Below are 14,968 nucleotides of genomic sequence, written 5' to 3'. Positions count from 1 at the left end.
GTCCACAGCCCCTGGTATCAATAGGTGCCCGATTGGCCGCTGCCTGGGCTGCCGCCGGGAGAGTAAGCGCCGGATTGGCTACCCCCTGCCGGATAGCCGCCTTGCTGGCCACCGCCGTAGGGGGCGCCGCCCTGCTGGCCGCCGGCAGGATAACCACCGGACTGACGGCGGGCGGGGGCGTACTCTTCTGAGGAATAACTGGTCGACGGCGAGGATTCCGGCCGGGGCGGCGCGCCGATATCCAGCGCGCGCTGGTAGTCGTCGCCCTCGTTGGTTTCGGGAAGCGTGAAATTGACGTCCTCGCCGGTCAGCCAACCGTTGACTTCCTCGAGCGCGGCGACGTCCAAAAGCCCGGACTGTTGACGCAGTGACAGTAGATTGATCACGTAGTCGTAGCGCGACTCGGCGTAGTTGGCGATCGCGTTATACAGGTTCTGCTCGGCGTTGAGCACGTCGACGATATTACGCGTGCCGACTTCGTAACCGGCCTGGGTCGCCTCCAGGGCGCTTCGCGTCGAGACGATCGCCTGCTGGCGGGCATCGACGGTTTCCACGTTGTTGCTGACTTGGGTGTACAGCGAGCGAACCTGCTGAATGGTGGTGCGCCGCTGGGACTCGAAATCGTACTGGCTGCTCTCGAGCTGGTAGGTGTTCTGGCGAATGTTGGCGCTGGTGCTGCCGCCGGTATAGAGAGGAACACTTGCCGATACCCCGAGCTGGCTCGAGGCATTGTGGCCGTCGAGATAGTCGATGTCGGAGTCCGAATACTGATAGTTGGCGAACGCCTGCAGAGACGGCAAGCGCCCGGCCCGGGCGACTTCGACGCCGGCGCGGGAGACTTCGATACCGGCGCGCTGAGCCAGCACCTGCGGGTTGCGCTCGAGCGCCTGCTCGACCCAATAGTCGCGCTCGCTGGGCGCAGGCAGGCCGACCGGCATATCGCCGAGGGACTCGATGTTGGCGTAGCGGCGGCCGGTCAACTGCTCCAGCCGCTCGAACGCCACCTGTAGGTTGCTCTCGGCCGTGATGCGTTCGGCGCGGGACTGATCGAAGCTCGAACGCGCCTCCTCTACCTCGGTAATCGCGATCAGACCCACCTCGAACTGCTCGCTGGACTGCTCCAACTGACGGCCGATCGCACGTTCCTGGGCGCGGCGCGCTTCGAGCACTTCATAGGCGCGCAGAATATCGAAGTACGCCGACACCACGTCGATCAACAGCTGCTGCTCGGTCGCCGCCAGCACATACACCTGCTGGTCGATTTGGCGCTCGGCCTGGTCGACCTGGCGAGCGGTCGCCGCGTTGAACAGTGCCTGGGTCGCTTCTAGCGAGAGCGAGACATTGTTGTAGCTGTCTTCACTCGCCGGAGCGCCGGTGGCGGGTGTGCCCCCACCCCCGGCGCCGCCGGTCGGGTTGGTCGGCTCGACTCGACCCGCCGACTGACTTTCGTATTGGCGGTTATGTACCACGTTGCCCGAGGCGTTGACCTGGGGAAGCAGTTCCCCGCCCACCACGTCTCGCGCGGCTTCTACACCGGAAAATTCGGAACGCGCGGAGGCAAGCTCGGCGTTGTTGTTGAGCGCATCGCGGGTGATGGTAATCAGGTCCGCCGCTTGGGCGGGCAGTACGAAGGAGCTTGTCAGCACGGCTAACAATAAAGGGCGTAAGGGGGCATTGACTGCCCAGTTTGCCAGTCGCATGGGAGTGCCTCTAGGTGTCAACGTGGGATGGTGCGCCACACAGTGGGAGTGTGAAAGGGTGGCATTATAGTTACATTCATGTATGTATGCTAGCCTTGAAGTTCTAGAAAATCTGTGTCTCGCCAAACGTCAAGACTAGCGCACCTTACTTTAGTCAAAAGGGTGAAAAGCGTGTACTTCTAACATCGGCCTTTTTTTATCGAGGGATACCGCCCTCGAGGCCCGCTTCAACCGCTTGCGTCTTACGCGGCGTACTGCTCCAGCCGGTTCACGCAGCGCTCGACCCCGCTTAAGTACATGCCGCCAAATAGCAGCACGTGATTGAGCAGTGGGTAGAGTTGAAAAAGCGCTTCGCGCCGGGGCCAGTCGTTGGGGGCGTAGCCGTTCCAGTAGGCGTCGAAAAAGCGTTCATCGGGGCTGCCGAAAAGCGTCAGCATGGCCAGATCGACTTCCGGGTAGTGGCGGTAAACGGCGGGGTCGATCAGCGCGGGGCCGCGGGCGGTGTAGAGCACGTTACCCGACCATAAATCGCCATGCACCAGGCTAGGCGAGGCATCCGGCAGCCACTGCTCCAGGGCCCGGGCCTGGGCGTCGATACGCTCGCCCAGTGCGGGGCTGATCAAGGCTTGCTCGAGGCAGGCCTGGCTTAGCGCCCGCAAACGCCGCTCGCGCTGGAAAGCGCGGCCGTCGTTTAGCGGGGCGTTGGGCTGGGGGGTACGGCCGCAGGCGTTGTCGTGCACCCAGCCGTGCTGGCTGCCGATCACGCTGTGCAGTTCACGAAGCCCTTCGCCAAGCTCGACACTGGCCCGGGCGGTTTCGGGCACGGTGTGCAGCGCCTCGATCACCAGCCACTGCCCGGATTGGCCGAGCACCTCGGGAATCACCAGTGAAGAGCCCGCCCCTTTCAGCGCGCGAAGCCCTTCCGCCTCGCCGCGCAGCCTTGCCGGATCGTCCTGCTTGATAACGACCGTGCCGTGGGCCGTATCGAGCTCGAACACGGCGGCGATATCGCCCCCGCTGAGCGGAGTGAGCGAGCCCCGCGGCTCGAGCGCCAGCACGCTTAGAATATCCTGTAGCTCGGTGTTCACGGTATTCCCCTCCCCCAGCGTCATTACCCCATTATAGCGATAACGCTACAGGGAGGCGCAGGCGTTAGGCAATGCCGTGGCGCCCCTCGAGCGCCTGACGATAGCGCTGGTACACCTGTTGATAGGCGTCGACCCGCGCCGGGTCCGGCTCGGCCCGCGAGCCCGCATCCAGATGCACCAGCCGCTTGCACAAGGCCTCCAACGTGGTGCCCTGGGGCTTTTGCTCGCACCAGGCCGCCTGCAGCGCCGCGCCGAGGGCGGCGGCGTCGGTCACTTCGGGGCAGATGACATCGATACCGGTGATATCGGCCACCATTTGGCGCCATACCGGGCTTTTCGCCCCACCACCGCTTAGCCGAATCTGGCTGGCACCGGCGGTGAGATCGCCTAAAAGATCCAACCCGTAGCGAAGCCCGAAAGTGGCCCCTTCCATCACCGCTCGGCACACATTGGCCTGGCTCATGTTGAGGCTGGTCAGCCCCAGAAAATCGCCGGTGGCGGCGGGCAGCATCGGCACCCGCTCGCCGTTGAAGAAAGGCAAGCAGGTTATCCCCTCGGCGCCGATCGGGGCGCTGGCCACGCGCTCGGCGAAGGCGTTTAAATCGAGGCCGAAAAGCTCGCGCACGCGGGTAGTGGCCGAGGTGACGTTCATGGTGCAAATGAGCGGCAGCCAGCCGCCGTGGCTAGCGCAGAAGTTGGCCACCATGGCGTTGTCGGTGGCGACCGGTTGGGGGGAGTAGGCGCACACCGTGCCGGAGGTGCCCAGGCTCAGGGTAATCAGCCCGCGGGTGATATTGCCGGTGCCGATAGCGCCAAGCATGTTATCGCCGCCGCCAGAGGAGACGACGACGTTATCCGCAAGGCCCAGCTCAGAGGCGACCTGCGCCCGCACGACGCCCGCCGGGGCGTCGGGTTCGATGAGCCTTGGCAGCACCTGGGCAGGGTCGAGCTCCGGGGCGATCTGGTGAAACACCTCGAGCTGCCAGTCGCGGGTGCGGGTATCGAAATAGCCGGTGCCGGAGGCGTCGCCGGCTTCGGTCACCCGCTCGCCGGTCAGCCAGAAGTTGATGTAATCATGGGGGAGCAAAATCGTCGCGATGCGCCGGTAGGCGTCCGGGTGGTGCTCGCGAAGCCAAGCGATTTTGGAGGCGGTATAACCGGTTTGCAGCACCAAACCGAGCTTGTCGAGACAGCCCGCCTCGCCACCCAGGCGCTCGACCAGGGCGCTGTTTTCGGCACTGGTTTCGGTATCGCACCAGAGCTTGGCCGGGTAGACCGGCACGCCGTCGGCGTCCAGTGCCACCATACCGTGCTGCTGGCCGGACACGCCGATGGCGCGCACCTGGCGCGCGGTAATCCCCGCGCGCTGGATAGCCTCACCGAAGGCCCCCTTGAGCGCCGCCAGCCACTGGGCCGGGGCCTGCTCGCGGCGGCCCTGCTCGCCTTCATCCAACCGATGAGACCGGCTGGCCTCGCCCAGGATCACCCCCTTTTCGACATCCACCACCACTACCTTGGTACTTTGCGTTCCGCAATCGATCCCGATATACATCACGAACTTTCCTCAAAGGCCACCAGAGCTTCAAGCGTAGCGCGGGCGCCGCGTTCGTGCAGCAGGCCCAGGGCGGCCAGGTACGCCTGCATGAAGCGCGGGTCGTCCGCGAGATCGCCAAACAGCTCGCGGTTTTCGACGAATGCCTCGGGGCGCGTGCGGTTTTGCCGGGCAATCTCGGTAAGCTGCTCACGCAGGGCATCGACCACCTCGATGGGCTCGCCCTGCTCATCCACGCCTTCGGCGTAGCGCGCCCAGCTGGCGATAACGCTGGCGCTGAGCGCTACCTGGCCGCCGTGTTCGAGCTGATGGCGAACCACCGGCACCAGCCACTTCGGGATACGGTCCGAGCTTTCGGCGCACAGCCTGGCCAACGTGTCCCGGATTTGCGGGTTCGCAAAGCGTTCGATCAGCGTGTGCTGATAAGCGCCTAGATCAATGTCCGGCACCGGCGGCAGCGTGGGGGCGCCCTCCTCTTTCATGTAGCGCAGCAAAAACTCAACGAACAGCGGGTCCTGGCACACCTGGTGGGCGTAGCGATAACCCGCGAGATACCCGAAATAGGTCAATGCCTGGTGGCTGGCGTTCAAAAGGCGAAGTTTCATCAGCTCGAAGGGTTCGACGTCCTCGACCAGCTGTACGCCCACGTTCTCAAGCGCCGGGCGGCCCAGCGGAAAGTGGTCCTCCAGCACCCACTGGGTGAAGGGTTCGCACACCACCGGCCAGTCGTCCTCCAGGCCAAAGCGGCTTTTAAGCTCGTCGATATCGTTTTGCGTGGTGACCGGTGTAATGCGGTCCACCATGGCGTTGGGAAAGGCGACTTCGCGGGTCAGCCACTCGCCGAGCGCCTCATCCCGGGCGCTGGCAAAAGCGCCAAACATGCGCCGGGCAACATCGCCGTTGCCCTGGATGTTATCGCAGGACATGACGGTGAACGGCGCCACGCCCCGTTCGCGGCGGCGCACCAGCGCCTCGACCACCAGGCCGAAACTCGAAGCAGGCGCGGTCGGCTCGGCCAAATCGCGCTGGATCAGCGGATTATCGAGATTGAACGCCCCGCTGACCGGGTGCACGTTATAGCCGCCCTCGGTCACGGTCAGCGAGACGATTTTGATGGCCGGGTCGGCCATGGCTTCGATGACCGCCTGGGTCTCTTCCGGGGCGAACAGGTAATCGACCATACTCCCGATCACCCTGGGGGCGTACTCGCCGTCCGGGTGCTTGACCACCAAAGTGTAGAGATGGTCCTGGCCTGCCAGTACCTCTTTCATGCGCTTGTCCCCGGGCATCACGCCGACGCCGATGATGCCCCAGTCCAGCGCCTGGCCTTCGTTCATCAACCCATCGAGATACATGGCCTGGTGGGCGCGGTGAAAACCGCCCACGCCGATATGCACGATGCCCGCCTTGACGGCGCGCCGGTCGTAGGTGGGTAGCTTGACCCCCGGGTCGAGCGTGGTGAGCGTTTGATTGCTGAGTTGGGTCATGAGGGCTCTCCTGGCAGTGGGTAATCCCGGGATTGGCGATGCGGTTAGAAAGAGGGCGTGGTCGCGTCGTTGGGCGTGCGAGTGTGCCAGGTGTCGATCAGCACACCCAGCTCACGCATATGAAACGCCACCTGCCAGGCGCCCGCCTCGACCAGCCGGTCGGCCTGATCCTCACCAATGTGGCTGGCCCCCACAAAGCCCACCACGGTAAGCCCGGCGGCCACTGCCGAACGCACGCCCGCCACGCTATCTTCGACCGCCAGGCAGTGATGGGGCGAAACGCCCAGGGTTTGGGCCGCCAGCCGGTAAATCGCCGGGTCGGGCTTGGGGGCGGGTACCTGGTCGGCACTCAGTATCGGGGCGTTTTTAAGCGCCACGGCCAACCCCGTCGAATCGAGCGACGCCTCGATCCGGCGCCGATTGCTGTTGGACACCACGGCCATGGCAAAGGGGATCGCGCTGATCGCCTCAAACGCCCCGTCGATGGCACGAAGCTCCCGGGCAAGGCGCGCTTCGATGGCCGTATCGACCTGCGCAACGGCGTCGTCGGGCAGCGTATGGCGGCTCAGGGTTTGCAGGTGACGCAAAATGTTGGAGGTGGTCATACCCAGCGCCTGGCCAAGCTCGCGTGCCACGTCGACATCCGGCAGCCACGCTTTGAGATGCGCCTCCAGCGTATCTTCGGCGAGGACTTCGCTATCCACCAGTACGCCATCGCAGTCGAATATTACCGCGCTCATGACGCTGTCTCGGTGTGGCCCGGCGCATCCGTCGGCAAGCCACGGTTATCCTGGCGGGTCAGGTTCGCCAGCGGGTGCAAGGCCAGACTTTCAAGGGCCAGGCCGTGCTGGTCGAAAAGATGCGCGCGCTCGGCGTCGAAGCCAAAACGCACGGTGTCGTGCACCCGATAGGCCACATCGCCATCCGTCATGAGGGTAATGAGCTGGTCGTTCATCTTGACGTACAGCGAGGTTTGGCCGCCCAGCCGTTCGAGTACTTGAATGGTGCCGCTTAGCTCGCCCGCCTCATTAAGCTTTAAGTGCTCCGGGCGAATGCCGAGCTCGAGCGTTTCGCCCGGCTCGGTGGCTTTGCCATCGACCGGCACGCGGCACTGCCCGCCGCCGGGCAGCGCGACACTCACCCCACTTGCCTCGCTGGACACGACGCCTACTTCGAAAAAATTCATTTTCGGCGAGCCGATAAAGCCTGCCACGAAGCGGTTACGTGGATGATGATAGAGCGCCATGGGCGAGCCTACCTGCTCCACGATGCCGTCCTGGAGCACGACGATCTTGTCGGCCATGGTCATCGCCTCGATCTGGTCGTGGGTGACGTAGATCATGGTGGCGTTGAGCTCCTCGTGGAGCCTGGCGAGCTCGATGCGCATCTGTACTCTGAGCGCGGCGTCCAGATTCGATAGCGGCTCGTCGAACAAAAAGATACTGGGATTACGCACGATGGCCCGGCCAATGGCCACGCGCTGGCGCTGCCCGCCGGAGAGCGCCTTGGGTTTGCGGTCCAAAAGCGGCTCGAGCTGCAAAATTTTTGCTGCCGCCAGCACTTTCTCGCGCCTTTTCGCCTTGGGCACCCCGGCCAGCCGCATGGAAAAGCCCATATTGGCTTCGACGCTCATGTGCGGGTAGAGCGCGTAGCTTTGAAACACCATCGCCAGCCCCCGGTCCGCCGGGCCTACATCGTTCATGCGCTGGCCGTCGATCAGGATATCGCCGCTCGATGCGCTCTCAAGCCCCGCGATCATGCGCATCAGGGTCGATTTACCGCACCCCGAGGGCCCAACGAAGACCACGAACTCACGATCCTCGACGTCCAAACTGACGCCCTTGATGACCTCGGTGTCGGCAAAGCGTTTGACAATGTTGTGAAGCTGCAAAGTGGCCATAAAAGGGCTCCTTACTTGACGGCGCCGAAGGTCAAACCACGGACCATTTGTTTTTGGGTCATCCAGCCGAGGATCAGGATGGGGGCGATCGCCATGGTGGAGGCCGCCGAGAGTTTGGCCCAAAAGAGCCCTTCCGGGCTCGAGAAGGACGCAATGTAGGCGGTCAGCGGCGCCGCTTTCGAGGAGGTCAGGTTGAGACTCCAGAACGCTTCGTTCCAGCTCAAAATGACGGACAACAACCCGGTAGAGGCGATGCCGGGAAGCGTCAGCGGCAGCAATAGGTAGACGACCTCCTGAAGCGTGGAGGCGCCGTCCATCCGTCCGGCTTCGAGGATGTCCTTGGGCATGTCCTTGAAGAAGGTGTAGAGCATCCAGACCACGATGGGCAGGTTCATCAGGGTGTAGACGATGATCAGCCCGGTGCGCGTATCCAAAAGGCCAACATCGCGAAAGATGAGATAGATCGGCACCAGCACGCCCACCGGCGGTAGCATCTTGGTCGAAAGCATCCATAACAGGGTGCCCTTGGTGCGTTTGGTGGGCAAAAACGCCATGGCGTAGGCCGAGGGGATCGCGATCAATAGCGCCAACAGCGTAGAGCCGAAAGCGACCGCTACGCTGTTGAGCGCAAAGCGGGCATAACCCGAGCGCGCCTGCACGGCCTCGTAGCTTTCAAGCGTCGGTGTAAAGAGGAAGCTTGGGTCGGCAATGGCGGCGGTTTCGGTTTTAAAGCCGGTCAGCACCATCCAGAGAATGGGGAAAAAGATCACCAGCGCGACCGACCAGGCCAGCAGGGTCAACAAGAGCTGCTTGATCGGGAAGGCGCGCGCCGGCGCTGCGTGTTGACGTGGCGTAGTCATAGCGGCGTACTCATGTGTGTCGTGCTCCTCAAACGCCCGGGATCACGCTTTTGGGGTTAACAGGCCTAATCTTCCAGGTTTTTGGCGACCATACGGACCAGAAAGATCGCTACGATATTGGCCAGAATGATGGCGATCACGCCGCCCGCCGAGGCCACGCCCACATCGAAATCCAACAGCGCCCGAATGTAGATCAAGTACGCCAGGTTAGTGGTAGCAAGCCCGGGGCCGCCGGAGGTGGTGACGAAGATTTCGGCGAAAATCGTCAGCAGAAAGATCATCTCGATCATGATCACCACGCTGATTGCCCGTTTTAGGTGCGGCAGCGTAATGAAAAAGAAGATCGCGAGCGGCCCCGCGCCGTCCATCCGCGCGGCTTCGACCTGGTCTTCGTCCAGCGACTGCATCGCGGTGAGCAAAATCAACAGCGCAAAGGGCAGCCACTGCCAGGAGACGATGATGATGATCGAGGTCAGCGGCAGCGACGAAAACCAGTCGACGGCGGGCAAGCCAAGCGACTGGGCAAGCCAGGCCAGCACCCCGCTGGAGGGGTGCATCATCATGTTTTTCCAGATCAGCGCGCTGACCGTGGGCATGACGAAAAAAGGCGAAATGGCCAGCACCCGCGCGATACCCCGGCCAAAAAACTCCTGCTGGAACAGCACGGCCAGGAGCGTGCCGCCCACCACGGTAATGGCCAGCACCCAGCCCACCAGTAGCAGCGTCGTGCCCATGGCGGACCAAAGCGCGGGGTCGGTCAGCAGGTACTCGTAGTTCTCAACCCCGGCAAACCCGGTCATGCCGGGCATCAGCAGGTTGTAGCGCTGGAAGGAGAACCAGACGGTCATCCCCAGCGGTATCAGCATCCATAAAAGCAGTAGCGTAACGGCGGGCGCCTGTAGCGAAAGCGCTCTTAACCCACCGACCGTACGGCCGGATGCGCGTGTTCTAGTCATGAAAATACCCGCGAAAGCAGTCTTGGCTAAAGGCGTGCAATGACAGCGAAGGCGCCCGCCGTCGGCGGGCGCCTGCCGGGTCAGTCGTTGTAACCGGCTCGCTGCATGGTGCGCTCGGTAGCGCGCTGGGCGCTATCCAGGGCTTGTTCCACCGTGCTGTCGCCGGTCAGGGCCGCGGCAATGGTCTGGCCTACCTGGGTACCGATCGCCTGGAACTCAGGGATATTGACGATCTGCACGCCGGTATAGGGGTTGGGCTCCAGGGTCGAGTCGGTGGGGTCGGCCTCCTGAATGGCGTTTAACACGAACTCGGCAAACGGCGCGGCTTGCTGGTATTGCTCGTTGGCGTAGGTGGATTCGCGTGTACCCGGCGGCACGTTGGTCCAGCCCTGGGTCTCGCCGACCAGCTCGATGTACTCTTTCGACGTGGCCCAGCTGATGAACTCCTTGGCGGCGTCCTTGTTTTCCGAGGAGGCGGGGATCGCCAGCGCCCAGGTCCAGAGCCAGTGCGAGCCCTTGGGCGTTTCGGCGACCGGCGCCGGGGCAAAACCGAGGTTATCGGCCACGCTCGATTCATCACCATCATAAAGCGTGCCGGCGGCGGAGGTGGCGTCTACCCACATGGCGCAGTTGCCGCGGGCAAAAAGCGCCAGGTTCTCGTTGAAGCCGTTGGAGCTCGCCCCGGGCGGGCCATAGTTACCCAGCAGGTCGACGTAGAAGCTGATCGCGTTTTGCCAAGCGTCGGAGTCGAGCTCCGGGTTCCACTCTTCGTCGAACCAGCGGCCACCGTAGGTGTTTACAAGGGTCGTGACGAAGGCCATGTTCTCGCCCCAGCCGGGCTTGCCGCGCAAACAAATCCCCGCCAGTCCCTCTTCGCTGCCGTGAAGCTGCTCGGCCCAGTCGCGCACCTGGTCCCAGGTGGGTTGGTCGGGCATCTCGATACCCGCCTGCTCGAACAGGTCCTTGCGGAAGTACATCATCGAGCTTTCTGCGTAAAACGGTAGCGCGTAAGGCGTGCCGTCCAGGCTCAAGCCGTCGCGCACCGAGGTCAGCAGGTCGTCGACATCGTAGTCGTCGGCCAGGTCATCGAGCGGGGTGAGCCACTCGCGCTCGGCCCAGATGGGGGCCTCGTAAGCGCCGATGGTCATGACATCGAACTGGCCGCCGCCGGTGGCGATATCCGTGGTCATGCGCTGGCGCAACACGTTCTCTTCGAGCACCACCCAGTCGAGCGAGATCTCCGGGTGAGCGCTTTCGAACTCGTCGGTCAAGCTCTGCATGATGACCATGTCGTTGTTATTGACGGTGGCCACGGTGATTTGGGTCTGGGCCTGAGCATGGCCCGCCAGCGCGATACCGGCGGCCAGCGCGCTGAGCGGCAAGTGATGTGCAAAACGCATACGGCACTCCTTTGAGCGAATTTGGACTTGTTATGGCGCTGATTATTTTGATCATCAATCGAACAAATGATCGTACGCGAGACAAAAAAAAGCAAAGCCCTGGCGCTACTACTTTACGCTAACACCCCCATTGGCTGACGCGGTTGCGGGCCTGCCACCGCGTTTTTACAGGCTTTATAGCGCGCTCAAAATGTGGCGCGCGGCCACTTCATCGGTAATCAGCCCCTTGAGCCAGCCGCTTCGCAGCGCCGCCAAAATGGCCGGCGCCTTGTCCTGGCCACCGGCGATGGCCACCATGGTCTGCTGGCCGAACTGATCGAGCGCAAGACTCGTGACCCGCTGGGTAATCGAGCACTCGATCAGCTCACCCTGCTGATTGAGCGGCCAGCCCAAAAGCTCGCCGACAGCCTCTAACCGGAGCAGCTCATCGAGCTCGGCTTGGCTGATGAAGTGATCCTGATAGAGCGTCGCCTGCCGGTCGATGCGCCCGACCCCAATGAATGCCGCCTTCGAGGCCGCCGCCACCTCGGCAATCGCCTGGAACAGCCGCTGGTTTAGCATGGCCTCTTTTTCCTCGATGGACTCCGCGACCACCGGCGCGGGCAGCAAAAAGCGCTCGCCGCCGGTTTTATCCGCCAGCGCCATCACCGCATCGAAGCGGTTGGCCGAGCCGTCCCGGGCAACGTTACCGATCAACGAGACGAAACGGTGCTGGGGGCGTTCGATGCGATCCAGCGCCTCGACCGCCGCACGCACCGAGCGCCCGGCCCCCAGCGACAGCGTCAGCGGCTCGCTGTGCTCCACCAAGTGCGCCATCCGTTTGGCGCCCGCCACGGCCAGGTAGTAGGCGGCGCTGTCCGGCGCATTCATATCCGCCGGCACTACATCGCAGTAGTTCAGGCCAAAACGCTCGGCAAGCTCACGCCCCAGCGTCATGCACGACGAGATCGGATGGTCGATGTGCACCTTGATCAGCCCCGCCTGCCGGGCCAGGGCCAAAAGGCGCTGCACGCCTGGGCGCGAAACGCCCAACTGGCTTGCGATTTCATCCTGGGTGAGCCCTCCCACGTAGGAGAGCCACGCCGCCCGGGCCGCCTGGTCCAGTTTTACCTCGAATTTATCCATGGTCCGGCTCGTTGATCCTTATGAATGAGACGTTAGGCTCTGTCTGAAAAGTGCCTGCGCTCGACAATACGGCGTTAAAAATTGGCTCAAAATACTCATTTACACATGTAAACTCCGTTTTTTCGCCAATTTTTGCCTTGTCTTGTCTTCGCTCGTCGACTTTTCAGACAGACCCTAGGGATTGCTGGTCGTGAAATACCATCATACAAAGCCTGGCCCGCGCCCCATAGCCGCCTATCCGCTAAGATGACTATGACACCCTGCTTGAAAGAGGCAACATCATGTACAAACTGACGTTTTATGTACCCATCGAGGACGCCGAGAGCGTCAAGGAAGCGGTGTTCGAAACCGGCGCCGGCCGCATTGGCCATTACGAGGCGTGCTGCTTTCAGACGCCGGGTACCGGCCAGTTCCGCCCCATGGAAGGCGCCCACCCGCATATCGGCGAGGTGGGCGAACTCACCACCGTAGAGGAGTACAAGGTGGAGATGGTGTGCGACGAAGAGTGTATTCACGCCGCCGTGGCGGCGCTTCAGTTGGCCCACCCTTACGAGGAGGTCGCCTATGCGGTATGGGAGCTTGCCGACCTTAAAGCGCCGGCGCCCCCGGGCTTTGCCTGAACGCTACCCGCCGACCTCTTCGCCGGTCCTAAGCGCTGCCGAAATAGCGTTCGCGGTCTTCTAACGTGACGGTGCTCATGTGCAGCGGGAAGCGGTCACTTTTGCGGTCCTCGAAAAAGTGCTTGAGGGTGCGCTCGATAGTGGGAAAAGCGAGGGTGTCCCAGGGGATATCGTCTTCCGCGAATAGCGCGACCTCGAGGCTTTCCGGGCCCGCGGCGAACCCGCCGTTGAGATCCGCCAAAAAGATCATGTAGACCTGGTTGATATGCGGCAGGTCGATCAGCGTATAAAGGCTTTGAATCTCGACGCTCGCCATGGCCTCTTCGCGGGTTTCACGAAGCCCGGCATCACGGGTGGTTTCGCCGTTTTCCATGTAGCCGGCGGGCAGCGTCCAGTACCCCTTGCGCGGAGAAATCGCGCGTTTACACAGCAAGATCTTGTCATCAAGAACCGGCAGCGTACCGGCCACGATGCGCGGATTCTGGTAATGAATCGCCCCGCAGCCGTCGCACAGGTAGCGCGGGCGGTCGTCGCCTTCGGGAACGGCAAAGCGGACTTTTTCACCGCACTGGCTACAAAAATTCATGATGGTATCTCAACAGCTGATAAGGTGGGGCGCTTGGCTTGACGCCGGTTGTCACGCTTTGTAAAAGGGAGTAAACCTGATGGAACCTCCATGTTAGAGAAACTGCGCAAAGAGCTGCAACACTATCGGCCAAAAGAGTTGGGCCGCGCCAAACTTTTACAGGCGGCGGTGTTGTTGCCCATCGTCGCGCATCCCGAGCCCACGCTGCTCTTTACCCGGCGGGCCAGTCATCTATCGACCCATAGCGGCCAGGTAGCCTTTCCGGGTGGCAAGCGCGAACCCGACGACCGCGACCTTTACCACACCGCCCTGCGCGAAGCCGAGGAAGAGATCGCCCTGCCCCCGGGTGAGGTCGAGTGCATCGGCCAGCTTTCCGACGTGGTCTCACTACACGGGCTTTGCGTGACGCCCTGGGTGGGCATCATCGCGCCCCGCTTGGCCTTGAAAGCCGACCCCGGCGAGATCGACACCATTTTCGAGGTGCCCTTGAGCCACTTTCTAAACGACAAGCGGACCTACACCGATGTGATTACCGTAGACGGCGTGGCCCACTACGTGCCGAGCTACCATGTCGATGGCCACGTGATTTGGGGGCTTTCCGCGATGATGCTCGTCGAGCTTTTGGCCAAGGGCTTTGGCATGCCGATCGACCTTTATAAGCGTCCGTCAGGCTCGCTCAAACACCACCCCGAGCGTAGCAATCGGGCGGCCAAAAAAGGCGATATCAGCGCCGCCCCCGCCGCGAAACGGAGTAAGCGATGAGTGTTTCCAGCACGTCCTGGGGCGAGGCGTTTGCGCAAAGCGCCCAGGCCGAGCTAATCGATGCACTGGTCGAACAGGGCTGGTACGTGGGCAAGGACGTGATCGACCCATCGCTTTGCGAGGCCCTGGCCGCCGAACTGGCCCGCCTGAGAGACGCGGAGGCGCTCGAAGAGGCCGGTATAGGTCGCGGTCAGCAGCACCTACTGCGCAAGGACATACGCGGCGATGCCATTCACTGGCTCAACCAGGAAAGCGAAGCGCAGCGCCACTACCTTCAAGCCATGCAGCGCTTGCAGGTAGCGCTCAACCAAACGCTTTTTTTGGGGCTTTTCGAGTACGAGGCGCACTTCGCGTACTACCCGGCGGGCGCTTTTTATAAGCGCCACCTGGACAGCTTTCGCGGCCGTGCCAATCGGGTCATTTCAACGGTAGGCTACCTAAGCCCGGACTGGCCCATCGACGGTGGTGGTGAAATGGTCATTTACGCCCCCGAGGATCCAGAGCGCGAGGTGGCCAGGGTCACTCCCCAGGCCGGCACCTTTGCCTGCTTTCTCTCCGACACGATCCCCCACGAGGTGCTGACCACCCACCGTTCCCGAAGCAGCATTGCGGGCTGGTTTCGTCGAAACGCATCCATGGGCGGAGTGCTCGACCCTGAAAGATAACCTGTGTTAATTAAAATGCTTTATTTCGGTGCATTTAACCTTGATGAACGCTTTTTTTAAAAATCGATTGCTTACAAATGTTGCAAAGCTACTCACAGCGTCTACCTTAAGAAGTGTCCGGCGCATTTAGCGCAAGGCAAGGTTAACTTACTACCCCCGTAGTTTTAGCCTGACGCAGTAAAAGTTCGCTCATGCCTTTTGGCAGATGCGAAAAGAAACGAGCAAGACGTGGCTTTGGCCACCAGGAAAATAGTTAGCATCTTTATT

14 protein-coding genes are annotated in these 14,968 nt (G+C 62.2%); 3 read left to right on the top strand and 11 right to left on the bottom strand.

The window, feature by feature from the left end:
• Nucleotides 1–17: 17 nt before the first annotated feature.
• The 10 genes from ACWHVV_RS04900 to ACWHVV_RS04855 all read right to left on the bottom strand — a co-directional run bounded on the left by ACWHVV_RS04900 (nt 18) and on the right by ACWHVV_RS04855 (nt 12,068).
• Nucleotides 18–1,700 (bottom strand): TolC family outer membrane protein, encoded by a 1,683-nt coding sequence (locus ACWHVV_RS04900; protein ID WP_447928351.1) that lies wholly within the window; start codon nt 1,698–1,700, stop codon nt 18–20.
• 242 nt (nt 1,701–1,942) lie between these two features.
• Nucleotides 1,943–2,788 carry a fructosamine kinase family protein gene (locus ACWHVV_RS04895; protein ID WP_447928350.1) on the bottom strand — a complete coding sequence of 282 codons (846 nt, stop codon included), beginning with the start codon at nt 2,786–2,788 and terminating at the stop codon, nt 1,943–1,945.
• 64 nt (nt 2,789–2,852) lie between these two features.
• Entirely contained in the window at nt 2,853–4,340 is a 1,488-nt protein-coding gene (gene xylB / locus ACWHVV_RS04890) for a xylulokinase (RefSeq protein WP_447929119.1), read from the bottom strand.
• Nucleotides 4,340–5,827, bottom strand: coding sequence for a mannitol dehydrogenase family protein (locus ACWHVV_RS04885; protein ID WP_447928349.1), 1,488 nt, complete (start codon nt 5,825–5,827; stop codon nt 4,340–4,342). The genes xylB and ACWHVV_RS04885 overlap by 1 nt, the downstream gene beginning before the upstream one ends.
• 44 nt (nt 5,828–5,871) lie before the next feature.
• Nucleotides 5,872–6,567 carry an HAD family hydrolase gene (locus ACWHVV_RS04880; RefSeq protein ID WP_447928348.1) on the bottom strand — a complete coding sequence of 232 codons (696 nt, stop codon included), beginning with the start codon at nt 6,565–6,567 and terminating at the stop codon, nt 5,872–5,874.
• Nucleotides 6,564–7,727: an ABC transporter ATP-binding protein gene (locus ACWHVV_RS04875; protein ID WP_447928347.1), complete on the bottom strand. Its 1,164-nt coding sequence runs from the start codon at nt 7,725–7,727 to the stop codon at nt 6,564–6,566. Before ACWHVV_RS04875 ends, ACWHVV_RS04880 begins: the two co-directional genes overlap by 4 nt.
• 11 nt (nt 7,728–7,738) lie before the next feature.
• A complete protein-coding gene (locus tag ACWHVV_RS04870; protein WP_447928346.1) occupies nt 7,739–8,587 on the bottom strand; it encodes a carbohydrate ABC transporter permease in 849 nt (282 codons plus the stop codon).
• A gap of 65 nt (nt 8,588–8,652) precedes the next feature.
• Nucleotides 8,653–9,543 carry a carbohydrate ABC transporter permease gene (locus ACWHVV_RS04865; RefSeq protein ID WP_447928345.1) on the bottom strand — a complete coding sequence of 297 codons (891 nt, stop codon included), beginning with the start codon at nt 9,541–9,543 and terminating at the stop codon, nt 8,653–8,655.
• 80 nt (nt 9,544–9,623) lie between these two features.
• Nucleotides 9,624–10,943, bottom strand: a complete 1,320-nt coding sequence (locus ACWHVV_RS04860; protein WP_447928344.1) for an ABC transporter substrate-binding protein — start codon at nt 10,941–10,943, stop codon at nt 9,624–9,626.
• A gap of 174 nt (nt 10,944–11,117) precedes the next feature.
• Nucleotides 11,118–12,068, bottom strand: coding sequence for a sugar-binding transcriptional regulator (locus tag ACWHVV_RS04855; protein WP_447928343.1), 951 nt, complete (start codon nt 12,066–12,068; stop codon nt 11,118–11,120).
• A 281-nt stretch (nt 12,069–12,349) separates the two neighbouring features.
• Between ACWHVV_RS04855 and ACWHVV_RS04850 the strand changes: the two genes are divergently transcribed.
• Nucleotides 12,350–12,688, top strand: coding sequence for an NGG1p interacting factor NIF3 (locus ACWHVV_RS04850; RefSeq protein WP_447528102.1), 339 nt, complete (start codon nt 12,350–12,352; stop codon nt 12,686–12,688).
• 28 nt (nt 12,689–12,716) lie between these two features.
• On the opposite strand, the gene ACWHVV_RS04845 is transcribed toward ACWHVV_RS04850, so the two are convergent.
• Nucleotides 12,717–13,274 carry an NUDIX hydrolase gene (locus tag ACWHVV_RS04845; protein WP_447928342.1) on the bottom strand — a complete coding sequence of 186 codons (558 nt, stop codon included), beginning with the start codon at nt 13,272–13,274 and terminating at the stop codon, nt 12,717–12,719.
• A 90-nt stretch (nt 13,275–13,364) separates the two neighbouring features.
• Between ACWHVV_RS04845 and ACWHVV_RS04840 the strand changes: the two genes are divergently transcribed.
• Together ACWHVV_RS04840 and ACWHVV_RS04835 are read left to right on the top strand one after the other, a co-directional pair.
• Nucleotides 13,365–14,036, top strand: coding sequence for a CoA pyrophosphatase (locus ACWHVV_RS04840; RefSeq protein WP_447928341.1), 672 nt, complete (start codon nt 13,365–13,367; stop codon nt 14,034–14,036).
• Nucleotides 14,033–14,701: a 2OG-Fe(II) oxygenase gene (locus ACWHVV_RS04835; RefSeq protein ID WP_447928340.1), complete on the top strand. Its 669-nt coding sequence runs from the start codon at nt 14,033–14,035 to the stop codon at nt 14,699–14,701. Before ACWHVV_RS04840 ends, ACWHVV_RS04835 begins: the two co-directional genes overlap by 4 nt.
• Nucleotides 14,702–14,968: the final 267 nt, after the last annotated feature.

The sequence above is a fragment of the Vreelandella sp. EE27 genome (assembly GCF_968206495.1).
The sequence above is the reverse complement of the archived record's forward strand: the minus strand, read 5'-3'. Positions and strand labels throughout refer to the sequence as shown.